The sequence below is a fragment of the Micromonospora sp. NPDC047762 genome, from assembly GCF_043204655.1.
In the GTDB taxonomy this organism is placed as follows: Bacteria; Actinomycetota; Actinomycetes; order Mycobacteriales; family Micromonosporaceae; genus Micromonospora.
Genome location: NZ_JBIDCQ010000007.1, coordinates 360,519 through 377,261 on the forward strand (window position 1 = coordinate 360,519; position 16,743 = coordinate 377,261).

A 16,743-nucleotide genomic window follows, 5' to 3' on the forward strand; every position below is an offset into this window, starting at 1 on the left:
CATGCGTAAAAGCATGGTGTTGCTCTGCTGCCTAGTCACCACGATCGCGGTCACATCGTCCCCCGCTCAGGCGAAGGAGTCTTCGGCCGGGCCGGCCCCGCAACCCGGCTTTGCCGCAGCAGTCGACGTCGAGGCGATGACCGCGCAGTTCCACCGACTGGAAGCCGCTGCCGCCGCGCACCCCGACGGCGCGGGCGGCACCTACTTCGACGAGGTGACCGGTCAACTGGTCGTCCGCCAGGTACAGAACGCCGAAGGTGCCCGGCTTCGCTCCGCGGTCGGCTCCCGCTCGCGACAGGCGGGAGAGGTCCCGGTCCGGTTCGAGACCACTGCGGTACCGATCAAACGGCTGGAAGCCGCAGCCGAGCGGCTGGCAAACAGCCGCGCCTGGGCTGGCTCTCACGCCGCCAGCGTTGACCGTGTGAAGCTGGACCGCCTGGCCGGAAAGGTCGTCATCCACGCTTCCGGGGACGCGGACGCACTCGTCGCCGCCGCCGTCAAGGCGACCGGCGTGACTCCCCGGGTATCGGTCTCGCAGGCCGGGATCACGCCCGCCAGCCGCCGGGTTGACTCCATCCCGTACTACGGCGGGTTGGCGATGTTCAACTACAACGTCACCGCTGCGGGAGACAACCCGCGTACCGTGAACGCGTACTGCACGACCGGCTTCCGGATGACTCGCGGGGGAACAAACAGCAACTGGGTGACGACCGCGGGGCACTGCGGTGCCAATGGCACCACCTTCTGGCACAACGGCGGCTGGAACCTCCGCGTCAGCTCGAACTACCTGGCCCTGGGCACGGACGTCTCCATGGTCGCCGGCGAAAACGGGGCCTACTTCAGCCGGTACTCCTGGTTCGGCGAGCGCGACACGTCGACAGCCAACCCGGTCACGGCGAAGCTGACCGGGTGGCCCGCCATCGGCTCCGCCGTCTACATCTCCGGCTCCAACGGCGGCCTGGTGTACGGCAGGGTCACCGACACCGGCAACACCGGATGCACCGGCTCCCCGGTGGTGGAGGTCGACACCGTCACCGGACACGCGCAGGACGGTCCCGTGCTCGGCGGTGACTCGGGCGGGCCGGTGACGAGGTGGAACACCGCCACCTCAGCAACGAACGACCTCGTCGCCGAGGGCAGCGTCACCTGTTCCGACCGTAGCAGTTACGCCGAGTTCGACCCGATCCACCGCATCGAGGCGGCGACGGGCTCCGTCGTCGTGGTCGCCGGCACCTGACAGAAGCTGGTGCGGGCGGTGTGCTGACTGACGCCGCCCGCACACCACCGCGACGTTCTCACCGCCCAACGCCGCGAACGCGCACCCGTGCGCCGGCGCAGGTGCATGTCGTGCCAGCCGTCCGCATGGCGAGCCTCGCTGCGCTTCGCGGGTCGCAGCCAGGTCACTCGACGGCAGGGCAGGCAACCCTCAGGTCACACGTCGGCTTCGAGAGCGAAGGTGTTGCCGTCCGGGTCCTGGAACCACGCGATACGTCCACCTCCGGCCCGCGCGGTGATCCCCTTGGCGTCGTGCTCGAGCTGCTCGTAGCGAACGAACTCGACGCCGGACGAGGAGAGCTCCTCGACAATCTGGTCGATGTCGTCGACGTACCACGTCGCCAGCGTCGCCGGGGTCTTCCCGGCAGTGACCGACTGGTACACGTTCAACGCCGGCCCGCCACCGGAACCATAGACGCGGCTGCCCTCGGCGATGGTGGCGCTGGGGCCGGACCGCAACGCCCGCAGGCCCAGCGCGCCTTCGTAGAAGGCCACGGCCTTCTGAATGTCGGACACGGCGACCGAGGCTCTGAGGTGGTACGCGCTCAAGGGCATGAACCACTCTGGCAGATACCCCACGAATCGTGGCGCCGAACCGACGACCTGTCTCGGGTCCTGGCCTTCGACCAGGCCGTCTTCGCCGGCCAGTTCCAATCCGGCAGCTACGGGGCACTGCACCTGCGCCGGGATACCGCCACGGCCACCGTCGCATCGATCGTGGCCAGCAGGCTCCCGGCTCTACCGGGTCGACATGTTTCACCGGCGAGGCCCAGACGACCGGCAACCTCACGGACACGTGGTGCGTGACCTCGCCCTGCCCCTACGGCATCAACCAGGCCGCGCGGGCACGATGATCCCCGGCGGGCCGCAGTGCTCATTGGCCAGGGTGTTGCTGGGTCACATCTTTCCCGCCCGGGTCTCTGGCCTCCCCACAACGGCTGGGCCTGCCTCCTGCGGCCAAGCAACGGACTTGCCGGCTGGTGTGCGCCGGTACTGACCTCAGTTGGTGGGGCTGACCGCGCCAGCGCAGCCTGTGGCCAACTCGCCGAACCAGCGGCGATCGTGGCAGAACACCTCGCGGACCGTGAGCCCGGCGGCAGCGGCTACCCCGGTGACCGCCATGGTGTCGAGCCGGGCCCACCGGAACGGTGGCCCGAGGCGTGATCCACCGCCGGCGACCTGGAGGGCAAGTTGGGCTTGACCGCGCCACAGTCCTGGGCCTGGCGGTTCGAGTTCGACGAGCACGGTGCCGCCGGGGCGCAGGAGGTCGTGGCACCGGCCGAGGAGGGTGACGGGGTTTCCGCCGATGCCGATGTTCCCATCGATCAGTGCCACGTGTGCCCAGCGCCCCTCGGCGGGCAGTGGGGCGAAGACATCTCTGTGGAGGGCGATCGCGCCTCGGGCTCGGGTCAGCCGGACCGCTTGAGCCGAGATGTCGACTCCAACCGCTGTCAGCCCGGCCCGGGTGAGCGCCAGTGTGAGTCGGCCTGGACCGCAGCCCAGGTCGAGCGTCGGACCGGTGCACCGGGCGACGAGTGCGGCCACCGCCGGTTCGGCCGGGCCGTGCCACCGGCGTACCGGCAGGCGGGTGCGCCAACCGTTGTCGCCGTGCACCAGCCAGCGGTCGCCGGTGCGGCGACACAGCGCGCCAGCGAACGCCTCGGTCGGTCTGGGCCGGACGCTGCGGCTCATGGTGCGATCCCGGACGTCAGGCTGCGTTGGACCGCCGCGACCTGACGCGCGAAGCGGCTATCGCCGGGATTCGACGCAGCCACCGCCAGCGCGTCGGCCCACTCGTCGACGTCTCGAAGTGGGTTCAGGCAATCGACGCGCAAGCCCCACTCACGCAAGGCAGCGATGGTGTGGTGTCCGGTCAGTGCGGTGGACATCGGAACCGTGCGCAGCACGGCGGCGTACCGCGGGTCGTGGAGACCCAGAGACCACCACCCGCCGTCCATGGCGGGGCCGAGGACGGCGTCGCCCAGGCTGAGGCGATGGACGGCTGCGTCGAGTTGCGCGGGGGTCAGCTGCGGCGTGTCCATGCCGATCTGAAACACCGACCGACCAGGGTAGGCGTCAGCCACGTCGGCGTGGGCGTTGGCCAGACGGTCGCCGAGGTCGGTTCCGCGCTGCGGCAAGATCTGCCAGCCGGCGATTGCCGCGGTCAGCTCGGCGGCTTCTTCGGCGTCGGCCAGCCGACCGTGCAGGGCGAGGACGGGTGTCACGCCGGGTGTGGCGCCTACGGTGTCCAGACTGTCCAGTAGCGCTGCGGCGGCGATCCGGGCCGCTTGGAGGTGGCTGGCCGGTGGGCAGAGACGGGTCTTCACCACCCCGGGCACGGGTGCCTTCGCCATCACCAGCAGAACGGTCACCGCGACCGTTCCACGGTGCGCAGGACCCCGGCGAAGTCCCGGGTCGCGCGGAGCGTGCCGCGTAGCGAGCCGGAGACCTTCGACCGGGTGCCGGCGGCGCGGTGCGAGTACCGCACATCGAGCTCCCGGATCCGCCAGCCTGCGGCAGCGGCGCGAATGAGCAGTTCCAACGGGTATCCGAAGGCTCGGTCGGTGACTCCGAGGCCGAGCAGAGCCTCACGGCGGGCCACGCGAATCGGGCTGAGGTCGCGCAGCGGTATGCCCCGGTGCCGCAGCAGCGCCGCGACCAGCGCGGTGCCGGCTCGGGCATGCCACGGCCAGACGCCGGCGGCAACGGGCCGGCGACGACCGACCACCAGATCGGCCGATCCGCTGGCCACCGGAGTGACCAGCGCCGGGAGTTGTGTCGGATCGAAGGAGCCGTCGGCGTCGAGCACACAGACCAGTACGGACTCGGCCGCCTCCAAGCCGGCGTGTACGGCCGCGCCGTAGCCCCGGCACGCTTCGTGGACGACCCGGGCGCCGTGCCGGGCCGCAACCTCCGCTGAGCCGTCCCGGGAGCCGTTGTCCACCACGATCGCCCGGTAGCCGGGTGGCAGTGCGGTCAGTACGCCAGGTAGTGCCGCGGCTTCGTCGAGACACGGCAGTACCACGTCGATCGGTGATGGCATACCGGAAACGCTAGGACGCCAAGCCTCCCGGCATGGACGGAATCGGACCATCAGCATCTTCGCCAGCGTCGTTCGCTCATCGAACGGTGGTGTCCTGCCGGTTTCCGCTCCTCAGGGCCGGCGATGGCCGTACCGTCCGCTCGTTATGAAAGTGCTCGCGCCCCTGCGGCGGGGACCGGAACTGCCCGCCCGACGCGTCGACGCCGACCTGGTGGTGCTCGGCGTCGAGGTGGCGTTGGTCGCCGCTGCGGTGGCGGTGGGCCTGCTACTCAACGCGCGCGGTGTCGGCCTGCACGCCGACGCCGCGCCGCTCTACGCCACCTGGCGTCCGCACCTGGGTTGGGGTACCCCGGCCGCGCTGCTGGTCGCCGCCGGGGTGCTCGGCTGGGGCGTCCGGTGGGCCCGGACGGCCGGGTGGGGCCGGCTGCTGGTCGCGGCCTACCTCACGGCGGTCGCGTGGACGATGTCGTTGGCGCTGGTGGACGGCTGGTCGGCCGGTTTCACCCGGCGACTCACCCCGCAGGCCGAATATTTGCACGAGGTGCCCCGAGTCACCGACATCACGGCCATGCTGGCCGGCTTCAGCGCCCGGATCCTCGATTTCCAGCCGCACGCGTGGTCCACGCACACCGCCGGCCATCCACCGGGGGCGCTGCTGCTCTTCGTCGGGTTGGACCGGATCGGCCTCGGCGGCCCCACCGTCGCCGCCCTGGCCTGCGTGCTGGTGGGAGCGACCGTCACGGTGTCGGTGCCGGTGACGCTGCGGGCCCTCGGCGCGGACGAAGCCGCCCGCCAGGTGCTGCCGTTTCTGGTGCTGCTGCCCGGCGCGATCTGGGTGGGAGTCTCGGCCGACGGCATCTTCGCCGGGGTGGTCGCGGCGGGGCTGGCCCTGCTGGCGGTGCGGGGACTCGCCGCCGCCGCGGTCGGGGGCCTGCTGCTCGGCTTCGCCCTCTACCTGTCGTACGGCTTCGTCCTGGTCGGCGTCCTGGCCCTGACCGTGGTGGCGCTGCGCCTGCGGGACCGGTGGCCCGCGTTGCTCGCGGCACTGGCCGGGGCCGGCACGGTCGTGGTCACGTTCACCCTGGCCGGTTTCTGGTGGCTGGACGGCTACCACCTGGTCGTTGAGCGGTATCACCAGGGTTGGGCGGCGGATCGCCCGTACGGCTACTGGGTGTGGGCGAACGTGGCGGCGCTTCTACTTTCTGCGGGTCCGGTGCTCGGGCCCGCGCTGCGCCGGACCGCGCTCGCGTCGGCCGGTTGGGTCCGGACCGCTGCGTTGCGATGGCGCGGGCCTGACCACGCTCCGGTGATCGCCCGGTTTGACGCCCTGCGGGGAGCCGGGCCCACAGTGCTGCTGCCGCTGGCCGCCGTGCTGGGGGTCGGAGCGGCTGATCTGTCCGGGCTGAGCAAGGCGGAGGTGGAACGGATCTGGCTACCGTTCGTGGTCTGGCTGCTGGTGGCCGCCGCCCACCTGCCACCGCCTGCCCGACGGGTCTGGCTGGGCGGGCAGGTGGTCACCGCCCTCACGGTCAGTCACCTGCTCTGGACGGTGTCCTGATCCTCCGGCGGGCAGGTCGACGGTCTCAGGCGGTGAGGGCGGCCGGTTCCCGTAGCGGGTCGGTGGCGAAGGCGGCCACCCCCTCGGCGAACCCGACCCGGGCGGTGTAGCCGAGCAGCTCCGCCGCCCGCCGGGGGTCGGCGACCACGTGTCGGACGTCGGCCGCCCGGCCACCACCGGCGATCTGCGGTGCCGGCCCGCCCATCGCCTCGGCGAGGGCGACGGCCAGCTCACCCACAGTGTGCGGCTCGCCCGAGCAGACGTTGACCGGCACGAGACCCTGCGGTGGCGACGCGGTCAATGCCAGCAGGTTGGCCTGGGCTACGTCGGTGACGTGGACGAAGTCTCGGCGCTGCCGGCCGTCCTCCAGCACCTTCGGAGGCAGGCCCGCCGCCAGTGCCGACCGGAAAATCGAGGCCACGCCCGCGTACGGGGTGTCCCGGGGCATCCGAGGGCCGTAGACGTTGTGGTAGCGCAGCGCCCAGACGCTCCCGCCCGTCTGCCGCGCCCACGCGCCGGCCAGGTGTTCCTGGGCAAGCTTGGTGGCGGCGTACGTGCTTCGCGGCTCGAGCAGCGCGTCCTCGGATACCAGGGCTGACGCGAGGGTGCCTGCGCAGTCCGGGCAGGTCGGCTCGTACCGACCGGCGGCCAGGTCGGCGACGCTGCGGACGGCGGGCCGCACGGTGCCGTGCGTGGCGCAGTCGTATCGACCCTCGCCGTAGACGACCATCGAGCTGGCCAGCACCAGCCGGCTCACACCAACCCGGTGCATCGCGGCGAGCAGCACCACGGTGGCGTAGTCGTTGTGGCTGACGTAGTCGGGGGCGTCGGACGGATCCAGCCCGTGTCCCACCATCGCCGCCTGGTGACACACCGCGTCCACACCGCCCAGAAGCCGGTCCAGCAGGCGGGCGTCCCGGACGTCACCGACCACCGGGTCGTGTCGTCGGGACCACTCGGGGAGTTCCCCGCCATGCGCCTGAGGCAGCAACGCGTCGAGCGCCACCAGGTCGTGGCCCTCGTCGACGAGCAGGTCGGCGATCTGCGATCCGATGAAACCGGCCGCGCCGGTGAGCAGTACCCGCATCCCGGTGACCGTAGACCGCACTCGGCCGGGGTGAGGCCGATCCGCCCGCCTGCCAGTCGATTGGTATCCCGATATGCCCTAGATCGCGTACCCGGGACGTCTAGCGTCCCGGGGTATGGGTGTGACGGACCGGCGAACGGGATTCCCCCATCGGTGGTGGCGGGCCCTGGAACGGCACCCCCCACCGATCCCCGGTCTGGCCGGGGACCGCTGGCGCAGCCCGCTACGGGGTCCATGGCTCACCGCCGTCTACGGCGCCGTGCTCCTCGTCGGGCTGCCGCTGGTGATCATCACCGGCCTGCTCGACTACGCCGCCTACGGCCCCCATTTCGGCCAGGCCCTACCCCGCGAGGTGGGTTGGTTACGGCTGCCGCCGTTCGACTGGCCGACTCGGCCGTCCTGGCTGTTCCGGGTCACGCAGGGGCTGCACGTGACGCTCGGCATCGTCCTGATCCCCGTGGTGCTGGCGAAGCTGTGGTCAGTGATCCCGAAGCTCTTCATCTGGCCGCCGGCCCGCTCCCTGGCCCAGGTGCTGGAGCGGCTGTCCCTGCTGCTGCTGGTCGGCGGCATCCTCTTCGAGATCGCGACCGGCCTGCTCAACATCCAGTACGCGTACCTGTTCGGCTTCGACTTCTACACCGCGCACTACTTCGGAGCCTGGGTCTTCATCGCAGCATTCGTGGCACACGTGACGCTGAAGCTGCCCCGACTGGTCAGCGCACTCCGAGCCCGGCCGGCCCTGCGGGACCGCCGCCGACCGGGTCAGCGCGCGTCACTGCGGGCCGAACTGCGTACCCCGCTGGCCGCGACCCGGCCCGAGCCCTCCGATCCCGACGACCTGGTGGCCACCGCACCCGGCGTACCGACGATGAGCCGACGCGGCGCGATAGCCCTGGTCGGTGGCCTGTCCCTGCTGCTCGGCGCCCTCACGATCGGGCAGACCCTCGACGGGCCCTGGCGTCGCACCGCGCTGCTGCTGCCCCGCGGACGTCAGCCGGGCACCGGACCGAACGGCTTCCCGATCAACCGCACCGCCGCCGCGGCGGGCATCCAGCCGGACGAGACCGGGCAACGGTGGCGGCTGACCGTGCGGGGCGGCGACCGCCTCGTCACCCTCGACCGTCCCCGCCTCCTCGCGATGGGTCAGCACACCGCCCGCCTGCCGATCGCCTGCGTGGAGGGATGGTCGACACGACAGACCTGGTCGGGCGTGCGTCTGCGCGACCTCGCCGCCCTGGTCGGCGTGGACGATCCAGCGTCGGCGCAGGTGCGGTCACTGGAGAAGGCCGGATTGTTCAACCAGGCGATCCTCCAGGCCAACCAGGTGCTCGACGCCGACTCTCTGCTCGCTCTGCGGGTCAACGGCGCCGACCTCTCGGCCGACCACGGCTTTCCCGCCCGGGTGATCGTCCCCGCCCTACCCGGCGTGCACTGCACGAAATGGGTCGCCGAGATCACCTTCCGGACCGGCGCCGATGGCTGAGTCAATCTCCCGATTCCGGGCGGCCTACGGATCGTCCCTTCAGCACCTGGTCGTCATGATCGCCTGCTTCACCCTCACCGGTTGGGTCGCGCTCCGAATCGCCGAAGAGGCCACGGCTGGCCGGATGCTGCTCTGGTTCGTCGGCGCGGCCGTCGCCCACGACCTCGTCCTCTTTCCGATCTACGCGTCGGCCGACCGGGTGCTGCGCGGTGCGCTCGGGCGCTCCGGCCACGCTGGTACGGACGGGCATTCGCCCGCTGCGCCCCACCCGATGCCGCCCCGAGCCGGGCATGCGCCAGCCCGACCATCCCCGCTGAACCACATTCGGGTACCGACACTCGCCAGCGGGCTGCTGTTCCTGGTTTACCTCCCCGGCATCCTGCGGCAGGGCCGGGACACCTATCTCGCGGCCACCGGTCAGAACCAGCACCCGTACCTGGCCCACTGGCTGGCACTCACCGCCGCGCTGTTCCTGGTCAGCGTCGTTTGGTACCTCGTGCGGCAGATCCGCTGGCGACGGGTCGACGGTTCGGCGCGTTGAACAGGTGACTCCCCGTCGCTGTCACCCAGGAAGGCACGAGCATGACGAGGTCCGCGGAACTGCCCCAGGCCGAAGTCGGGGTGATCGGTGGCAGTGGCCTCTACCAACTGGTCGGCGGTGGCACGGCGGTCGAGGTCTCCACACCGTACGGCCGCCCGTCCGACCCGGTCACCGTCGGACACGTCGATGGCCGCACCGTGGCGTTCCTGCCGCGGCACGGCGCCGACCACCGGTTTCCCCCGCACCGGATCAACTACCGGGCCAACCTCTGGGCACTGCGTGCGCTCGGGGTACGCCAGATCCTCGCACCCTGCGCCGTCGGATCACTCACTGCGGAACTGGGCCCCGGGGCGCTCGTCCTCCCCGACCAGATGGTCGACCGGACCAGCGGACGAGCCTGCACGTACTTCGACAACGGTGCGGTCCACACGTCGTTCGCCGACCCGTACTGCCCGAACGGGCGTGCGATCGTCGCCGCGGCCGCCCGCGAGATCGGAGTCGAACCCGTCGTCGGCGCCACGATGGTGGTGGTGGAAGGACCCCGCTTCTCCACCCGAGCGGAGTCACAGTGGTACGCCCACCAGGGCTGGCAGCTGATCAACATGACTGGGCACCCAGAAGCGATCCTCGCCCGTGAGCTGGAGCTGTGCTACACCCCAATCGCCCTGGTGACCGACCTTGACGCCGGAGTCGACGCGGCCAACGCGGTCAACCACGCAGCGGTGCTACGCAGCTTCGCCGCGAACGTCGAGCGACTACGCGAGGTGCTCTACCGGGCGATTCCGGCGCTGCCACCCGACCCGTTCACCTGCGCCTGCGGGCGAGGCCACGAGGGCGTCCCGCTCCCGATCACCCTGCCCTGACCCCAAGATGGAGCGCTGGCTTCATCACCCGACCAACGGGGTCAGTTCGCCAGGTTGGTTGGGCGAACGTTGGTGGAGCTATCACGTCCGGTCTGGTCGTTCAGTGCCGCGGTCATCACGCCACCCTCCTCAGCGGGCACCACGCCCGGCGGGTCAGGCCGGAAACACCTTGTGATCCCCCGACCTATTGCTGGTTCCGCCGGGCGTGCGATACGCCCGGCGGAACCGCAGGTGTTTATCCGAGGGTGAAGCGGAAGAAGCGGGGGCGGTAGATGCCGGGGTCGCGGTAGTGGTCACCGTCGGGCGAGACGCGGGTGTCCATGCTGTTGACGTTGTACGACGCGATGAACGTGTCGCCGGAGCTGAACGCCGCGTGCACGTGGGCGTTGTACGAGATGACGTTCGGGTTCCAGTAGCTGCCGTATGGTCCGGGCTCGGGCATTCGGTAGACCGGGGTCTTCTGGGTGAAGGGACCGTAGGGTGAGCAGGACGTCCAGGCGTTGATCTGGCCGCTGAACGCCTGGGTGCTGTCCTGGCTGAGCAGCAGGAACTGTCCGCCCCAGGGGGTGACGCTGTATTCGTTGGCGATGCCGGTCAGCAGGTTGCGGGAGTTCTGCTCACGCATCGTCCAGCCCCACGGGGTGTGGTATTGCCAGGTGCCCGTGGCGAGGTCGCTGCCGTAGACGCGGGCGATGCGCATCTGCTTGTTGATCGGCGAGTCGTCGACGCCGTAGATGTAGGTGTAGCCGTCGCCGCTGCGGCTGGCCGGCAGGAGCGCCGAGCCCCAGGCGACGCCGCTGGCCGAGGGTAGCTGTCGGACGCTGACCGGGGTTCGCAGGTTGGACAGGGCGAAGTTCGCCACCACGTTGCGGTTGAACCGCCAGTCCCAGGCGCCGGAGCCGAAGCGCTCGTATTCCTGGTACACCACCTGGAGTTGCCCGCCGGAGAGGTGACCGTCACCGACCCAGTACCACTTACCTGGTCCGGAGGGTGGCATCAACGCTCGCGGAGCCCCGGCGGTGCCGCCCTGGTAGGTGGTCAGGGTCCCGCCGCTCTGCACCACGAATGTGTTGTTCACCAGCGGTGCGCTGACCGGGCGGGTGCCGTCGCCGTTGAGCGGTCCCATCCAGGTGTCGGAGAACAGCCAGACGATCTGACCGTCGGGCAGCTTCACCGAGTACGTGGAGTCACCGCCGGTCCAGCCGTCGCGCGTGCTGGCGGCGTACCGGTTGAACGTGCCCTCCGGCTCGACGGTGGTCTCCACGCTGCGCACCGACAGCGGGCGCAGCACGCACGAGCGGCCGGTGAGTGGCAGCACGCTTTCCACGTGGGTGGAGAACGTCCTCGGGCTGCTGTCCGCGTCGGCGGAGTGGATGTCCAGTTCGGTCCAGGTGCTCACCAGGGTAGCGACCATGGGAAAGACAAAGTTGGGTACCGTGATCAGGCCACCGGCGTCGGGGTAGAGCACGGTCTGGATGCTCGGGTACTCCGCCAGCGTGCCGGTGCTGCCGGTCGGTGACCAGATGATGACCGCGGAGCTGCGGTTGGTGTCCTTGCTCGTATCGATCAGCAGCGTCGAGCAGTACCCACAGGACGGGTCACCGGAGTTCTTCACCGCCCGGAAGTCGTGATAGACGGCACCACCCTTACGCAGGATGTCCTGATACTCCACACGCGTACCAGCGGATGTCGCGTGACTCTTGCGAGCGGGTCTCGCGCCGCCGAGGACGTCGCTGCTCGTCCCGTTCAGGGCGCTGAGGTTGACGCGCCACAGTCTCGTGTCAGCGTCGGTGTAGCCATAGCTGCGCCACGCGTCCACCGTTGGGGCGGGGGCGGCGTTCGCCTTGGCCAGCCGATAGTTGGCGATGTGATAGCCCAGCAACATGTCCTTGAAGTTCAGGCCGTAACCCTGCGCGACATGCCGGATCGCCTCGATCGGCAGATGATCGTGATCCCGAACGCTCTCCCAGGTGCGCCGCACGAAACTCGGGTCGACCTGCTCCGTGAGATAGGTGGGCAGCAGGAACGCGCCGTACTGCGGGCCGCGACTCAAACCGCCCCACGAGTTGAGCGCTGAGCCCGGCATGCTGAGCACGTCGTAGACGTTGCGCGCATACAGCTCTTCCTCGCCTGGGATGGGCAGGTACGGCTCCCGGACGTAGGTCTGGTGGGCGGCCCACTCGGCGGTGGCCTCCATCCACCAGTTCATCGAACCGAACTCCTTACCGCGCACGAGGGTGGCGAGGAAATCGAGACTGACGTCAGACTTGTCCCAGTACTGGTACTGCATGACGTGGAACAGCTCATGCCGGGGCAGGTAGTCCCAGTCGGTCTGCCCGTTCGGCACCAGGATGGTGGCCTGCTGATTGAGCCCGAACGGCAACACGAAAGGCGCGTCAATCTCCAACCCGACACCGCCGACGGCAGGGATCTCGTCAACGCCGTAGACCAACACCCACGGCTTGCCGTCGCGCACCGGCAGCGGGTAACCCATCTCGCGGTACTCGTCGACAGCGATCGCGAGCGAATTCAGTAGGTGCTGGACGGCCTTGGCCCGGCCGTTGGAATGGTAGTCCGCCGGAATGCCCGGTCGGCCTGCTCCGGCGATGTTGAACAGGATGAGGAACTCGCCGGCGGTTGCCCGGCAGCGGTAGGTGACACCGAGATAGTCGAACGGGTCGGCGGCGCAGTCGTCGTAGCCGGCCGCCGCAGGGGCGGCAGCCGGCGCGGCGACGTCCGGCGCGATCATCCTCGCCGCCTCGGGCTCAACGCTCGCGGCCAGCATCGAGAGGTAGGTCAGGTACCGCTGCGGGTCGCGGATGGCACCGGTCTGCCGTAGGTGGGCGGGTACCGCCCGGGGTGAGCGAAGCGCGGTGAGTCCGTACCGCACCGCGTCGTCCCGGGAGAGCTTGCCCCGGTGGTACGCCGAGAGGATCCGTTCGTTCGGTCCGAAGTCGGGCGGAGTGACTGCCTTGTGCGGCGCGATGCTGGGCGGGGCCTCCTCGAACGGCTTGGGCCTCGGGACCGGCGGGGTGATCGGGTCCGGCTCGGGGGTGTGCGGCGCTGGAGCGGTGCCAATGGCACGGCTGGCGGCTCGCGCGATGTCCGGGTCGGGTGCCGCCTGCGCAGCGCCGCTGGTAGACACTGCCCCGGCCAGAACCACCGTCGCTATGACCAGAGCCAGGGTCTTCCTCATCTACCGCTCCTAGCTTGGAGGTTGTTGGACGTATCAAGTTGCACGTGCGGATTGAAGGAGCCCTGGCTGACACTGTGGATCGTCTCGACCCGATGCGGGCCGGTCTTCCACCCTTGAGTCGCCCGCAGATCACGAGCCCGCTCTCCGACGGCGTGTTCGGAATTGCCGGCTACCTCGCGACGATGCTGATGCCGATCATGCGTGCGCCGGTCTCGGTGCGCGGGCGGTGCGTGCTGCCCGGAGCAAACACCACGTAACTGCCCGGGCCCAGACGGTGGCCTCGATCGATGAACTCACCCGACACCACGTAGTAGCGTTCCTCGCCCTCGTGCACGTCCACCTCTGGCCACTCCGTGCCCGGGGCGAAGTCGTACATCCAGCCACGGGCCCGCTCGGTCACCGGCAGGCGCCGCCGGATGATGCCGGGCACGACCTCGACGGGTTCCACCTCGTCGACCTGCAGGATCTGCACATCATCGGATGCATTGGTCATGCAGTCATGATCGTCGTGTTCGCGCCGCACCGGCTAGTGTCTGCAATGACGTTGACAGGTACATTCCTGCCATGGTCATTCATCGGGTGGTCGCCCTGGTGCTGCCGCCGCAGTCCACCTTCGAACTCGCCTGCGTTGCCGAGGTGTTCGGCGTGCGGCGCCCCGGTCTACCAGTCAACTACCGGTTCGATGTGTGTGCCGAGCAGCCGGGCATGGTGCCCACGCTGGCTGGTTACGACATGGCGGTCACCAGCGGGCTGCACGCGCTCGAGACCGCGGACACTGTGGTGATTCCGGGTTGGCAACGCAGGGAGCAGCCCGCGCCGACCGCCGTGATCGATGCGCTGCGGCGCGCTCACCGGCGCGGTGCCCGGATCGTCGCCATCTGCTCCGGCGCTTTCCTGCTCGCCCACGCCGGCCTGCTCGATCAGCGCAGGGCGACGACGCACTGGCGGATGGCGGCCGAGTTCGGTGCCCGGTTTCCAGGCGTGCAGGTCGAAGCCGACAGTCTGTACATCGACCTCGGCGACGTCGCGACAAGCGCGGGGACCGCGGCCGGCATCGACCTGTGCCTGCACCTGGTCCGCAATGACCACGGCGCCGCTCACGCCAACCAGATCGCCCGGCACATGGTCATGCCGCCACATCGCGAGGGCGGGCAGCTGCAGTACGCAGCAGCATCCCGGACCGCGCACACTCCGGTGTCCCTGGGACCAGTGCTCGACTGGGCCACGGAGAGATTGCAAGATCCGCTCACCGTCAACGACCTCGCCACGCAGGCCAGAATGTCCCCGCGTACGTTCGCCCGCAGGTTCGCCGCGCAACTGGGTGTCAGCCCAGGACAGTGGCTGCTCCAGCAGCGGATCACGGCTGCACGAGCACTGTTGGAGGAGACCGATCTGCCGGTCGAGACAATCGCGACCAGAGTCGGCCTGTCCACGGCCACCAACCTGCGCCGCCGTTTCCGCGCCACGGTGAACACCACGCCAGCCGCCTACCGCCGCTCCTTCGGCCGCGGCGCGAGCGCGTAGACCGCACGCCACCACACCTGGCCCACGCTGCCCGTTCGGCACGTGGAGAGCGGGGACCCGCGCACCCGCGGTCCGGTCCGGCGTCGCGATTTCGCAGGCCCTGGCGCCTCAGACCGCCTCGCCACCCAAAGCGGCGTGCTTACGGCGGTCGTAGTGGCGCGCCACTCGCACCCGGTTTCCGCAGGAGTTGCCGCACCATTCGCGGTTGGGCCGGTCACGGAGGAACAGCAGTACGCATCCGGGCGCCGCACATGTACCCAGGTGGCCGGCGGCGACGAGGGCGACAGCGTCGGCGGCAACCTCGGCGATGACACCGGTCATGGCCGCTGCTCCGTGTCGCGTCGTCAGTCGTGGCCCCGTATCGGCAAAGGCGAGCTCCTGCCAGCGCGGCGCCATTCGGGCGGCGGCGTTGAGGCTCTCCACGTCCACTGCGGCGGGAATCTGGCTGGCCGAGACGGCACCAGCGATGGCACGGATGGCAGTTCGGATGCCTCGGGCGGCAGCCAGCTCGGCGGAACCTACGGCGCGCAGCGCCTCGTCGTCGACCGGCACGGCGCACAGGAAGCTGACGCGGCCAAGCCAAGCGGCGAGATCCGCAGGTGTCTGAAGCTCGTCACAGACCTCCCCCCGACGAGTGCGGACGGTATTGGCGAGCTCGATCGCAAGACGCACGAACTAATGATACCTGCCCCTTGTGGCCATTAGTTCCCCCTGTTAACTTCTAACGGCCGCTGGTGAAACGACCATTAGGAAGGCTGCGAATGACCGATCAGAGCATCATCACGGGCCACGTCGGGTTGAACGTCACCGACCTCGACCGCTCGCTCGACTTCTACAGTCAGGCGCTCGACATTGAGGTCATCGGCCGCTCAGATGTCGACGGCAGGCGCCACGGCTTCCTCGGCCGCCACGACCTGCTCATGATCACACTCTGGCAGCAGAGTCGCGCGCCGTTCGCGGCTGACCGCGCCGGCCTGCACCACCTCTCGTTCCAGGTCGCCGACGTCCCGGCCCTGAACGAGGTCGAGCGCCGACTGCGCAGGCTGGGTGCCGACATCCGCGACGACAACGGTGTGCCGGGTGAGCTGGCCGCCGCCGGGCAGCTGTTCTGCTACGACCCTGACGGCATCCGCCTTGAGGTGTACGCCTTCCAGCGTCCGCCCCGGCCGGCGACCGCCACCGGCGACGGCCCGCCGTGCGGCTTCTTCTAGGGGTATGGCATGAGAATCCACTCAGGCGAGGTGTACGTCCAACGCAGGTCCGGCTACACACGCGAAGGGCTCGGCTCGGCCAGCATCGGCGTGCGCCTTCCGGAGATCGCGCGCCAGTTCCTCATCCGCCAGCGCATGGTGGTGATCGGCGGACACGACACGGCCGGAGCGTTATGGGCGAGCCCGTTGTATGGACCACCCGGCTTCCTGCGTGCCAGCGGCGAGCGCGGTGTGATCGCGGACGCCGCGCCCGCCGCGGGCGACCCACTGGAAGCGGCGTTCGCCGCCCCGGCTCCTCTCGGTGCACTCGCCATCGAGCCGGCCACCCGCCACCGCATGCGCATCAACGGCACAGGTCACGTTCAAGGGCATCGGCTCATCATCACGGCCGACCAGATCTTTGCGAACTGCCCGAGGCACATCACCCGCCGGGAGGCCCACGGTGACGTCACCACAGGTACCTTTGCGGCCCCCAGCGACCGGCTTTCCGACGAGCAACTACGCGTCGTGGCCGGTGCCGACACGTTTTTCATAGCCACCGGCGCCGAAGGCCATGGAGCGGATGTCTCGCACCGCGGCGGCAGCCCCGGGTTTGTCGTCGGCCGCAGCGCCACCACGCTGTCCTGGCCGGAATACCGCGGCAACGCCATGTACATGACCCTCGGCAATATCCACGTACAGCCGCGTTGCGGCCTGCTGTTCATCGACTGGACCGGCTCCCGACCTGCCCTACAGGTGACGGGCAGTGCCTCCATTGACTGGAACCCCGACCGGTTGGCAGATCACCCGGGCGCAGAGCGCATGGTCGACATCGTCATCGACAGTGTCGTCGAGACGCCGGGACACGCGCTGATGTGGCGTTCGCTGTGAGTTGGCCCGCAAACCTTCCACCCCGGACCGCGATGCCGGGCCCATCGACGACCGATGCATCGGATGAGAGACCGGAGGCCGTGCTCGGCTCA

Annotated in this window: 16 protein-coding genes; 8 read left to right on the forward strand and 8 right to left on the reverse strand. The window is 69.7% G+C overall.

Annotated elements, in window-relative coordinates:
* Position 1: 1 nt before the first annotated feature.
* A complete protein-coding gene (locus ACGF3C_RS23025; RefSeq protein WP_393225010.1) occupies positions 2-1,237 on the forward strand; it encodes a hypothetical protein in 1,236 nt (411 codons plus the stop codon).
* A gap of 194 nt (positions 1,238-1,431) precedes the next feature.
* Here the strand turns inward: ACGF3C_RS23025 and ACGF3C_RS23030 are convergent, their stop codons facing one another.
* The 4 genes from ACGF3C_RS23030 to ACGF3C_RS23045 all read right to left on the reverse strand — a co-directional run bounded on the left by ACGF3C_RS23030 (position 1,432) and on the right by ACGF3C_RS23045 (position 4,318).
* Positions 1,432-1,929, reverse strand: coding sequence for a VOC family protein (locus tag ACGF3C_RS23030; protein WP_393225012.1), 498 nt, complete (start codon positions 1,927-1,929; stop codon positions 1,432-1,434).
* A 345-nt stretch (positions 1,930-2,274) separates the two neighbouring features.
* Positions 2,275-2,967, reverse strand: a complete 693-nt coding sequence (locus tag ACGF3C_RS23035; protein WP_393225015.1) for a class I SAM-dependent methyltransferase — start codon at positions 2,965-2,967, stop codon at positions 2,275-2,277.
* The gene (locus ACGF3C_RS23040; protein WP_393225018.1) at positions 2,964-3,647 is read right to left on the reverse strand and encodes a DUF2064 domain-containing protein; all 684 of its coding nucleotides are present in this window, start codon (positions 3,645-3,647) and stop codon (positions 2,964-2,966) included. The genes ACGF3C_RS23035 and ACGF3C_RS23040 overlap by 4 nt, the downstream gene beginning before the upstream one ends.
* Complete coding sequence (locus ACGF3C_RS23045) at positions 3,644-4,318, reverse strand: glycosyltransferase family 2 protein (protein WP_357229679.1); 675 nt, start codon at positions 4,316-4,318, stop codon at positions 3,644-3,646. The genes ACGF3C_RS23040 and ACGF3C_RS23045 overlap by 4 nt, the downstream gene beginning before the upstream one ends.
* 145 nt (positions 4,319-4,463) lie before the next feature.
* Between ACGF3C_RS23045 and ACGF3C_RS23050 the strand changes: the two genes are divergently transcribed.
* On the forward strand, positions 4,464-5,876 hold the full coding sequence (locus tag ACGF3C_RS23050; protein ID WP_393225021.1) for a hypothetical protein: 1,413 nt from the start codon (positions 4,464-4,466) through the stop codon (positions 5,874-5,876).
* Between the two features lie 25 nt (positions 5,877-5,901).
* Here ACGF3C_RS23050 and ACGF3C_RS23055 read toward each other — a convergent pair whose 3' ends face one another.
* Entirely contained in the window at positions 5,902-6,963 is a 1,062-nt protein-coding gene (locus tag ACGF3C_RS23055) for an NAD-dependent epimerase/dehydratase family protein (RefSeq protein WP_393225024.1), read from the reverse strand.
* A gap of 115 nt (positions 6,964-7,078) precedes the next feature.
* Here ACGF3C_RS23055 and ACGF3C_RS23060 point away from each other — a divergent pair, with 115 nt between their 5' ends.
* From ACGF3C_RS23060 to ACGF3C_RS23070, 3 genes are read left to right on the forward strand one after another with little or no spacing between them, the layout of a single operon-like run.
* Positions 7,079-8,446, forward strand: coding sequence for a molybdopterin-dependent oxidoreductase (locus ACGF3C_RS23060; protein WP_357234590.1), 1,368 nt, complete (start codon positions 7,079-7,081; stop codon positions 8,444-8,446).
* Positions 8,439-8,987, forward strand: coding sequence for a hypothetical protein (locus tag ACGF3C_RS23065; protein WP_357234592.1), 549 nt, complete (start codon positions 8,439-8,441; stop codon positions 8,985-8,987). Before ACGF3C_RS23060 ends, ACGF3C_RS23065 begins: the two co-directional genes overlap by 8 nt.
* Positions 8,988-9,028: 41 nt before the next feature.
* On the forward strand, positions 9,029-9,850 hold the full coding sequence (locus tag ACGF3C_RS23070) for an S-methyl-5'-thioadenosine phosphorylase (RefSeq protein ID WP_393225027.1): 822 nt from the start codon (positions 9,029-9,031) through the stop codon (positions 9,848-9,850).
* Between the two features lie 235 nt (positions 9,851-10,085).
* Here the strand turns inward: ACGF3C_RS23070 and ACGF3C_RS23075 are convergent, their stop codons facing one another.
* Positions 10,086-13,046: a hypothetical protein gene (locus ACGF3C_RS23075; RefSeq protein ID WP_393225030.1), complete on the reverse strand. Its 2,961-nt coding sequence runs from the start codon at positions 13,044-13,046 to the stop codon at positions 10,086-10,088.
* Between the two features lie 169 nt (positions 13,047-13,215).
* Positions 13,216-13,569: a cupin domain-containing protein gene (locus tag ACGF3C_RS23080; RefSeq protein WP_393225033.1), complete on the reverse strand. Its 354-nt coding sequence runs from the start codon at positions 13,567-13,569 to the stop codon at positions 13,216-13,218.
* Between the two features lie 41 nt (positions 13,570-13,610).
* Here ACGF3C_RS23080 and ACGF3C_RS23085 point away from each other — a divergent pair, with 41 nt between their 5' ends.
* On the forward strand, positions 13,611-14,570 hold the full coding sequence (locus ACGF3C_RS23085) for a helix-turn-helix domain-containing protein (protein WP_393225036.1): 960 nt from the start codon (positions 13,611-13,613) through the stop codon (positions 14,568-14,570).
* Positions 14,571-14,678: 108 nt separating this feature from the next.
* On the opposite strand, the gene ACGF3C_RS23090 is transcribed toward ACGF3C_RS23085, so the two are convergent.
* Positions 14,679-15,242 (reverse strand): CGNR zinc finger domain-containing protein, encoded by a 564-nt coding sequence (locus ACGF3C_RS23090; protein WP_393225039.1) that lies wholly within the window; start codon positions 15,240-15,242, stop codon positions 14,679-14,681.
* Positions 15,243-15,331: 89 nt separating this feature from the next.
* On the opposite strand from ACGF3C_RS23090, the gene ACGF3C_RS23095 reads away from it, so the two are divergent.
* Together ACGF3C_RS23095 and ACGF3C_RS23100 are read left to right on the forward strand one after the other, a co-directional pair.
* On the forward strand, positions 15,332-15,781 hold the full coding sequence (locus ACGF3C_RS23095; RefSeq protein ID WP_357231485.1) for a VOC family protein: 450 nt from the start codon (positions 15,332-15,334) through the stop codon (positions 15,779-15,781).
* 9 nt (positions 15,782-15,790) lie between these two features.
* Positions 15,791-16,651 (forward strand): pyridoxamine 5'-phosphate oxidase family protein, encoded by an 861-nt coding sequence (locus ACGF3C_RS23100; protein ID WP_357231488.1) that lies wholly within the window; start codon positions 15,791-15,793, stop codon positions 16,649-16,651.
* Positions 16,652-16,743: the final 92 nt, after the last annotated feature.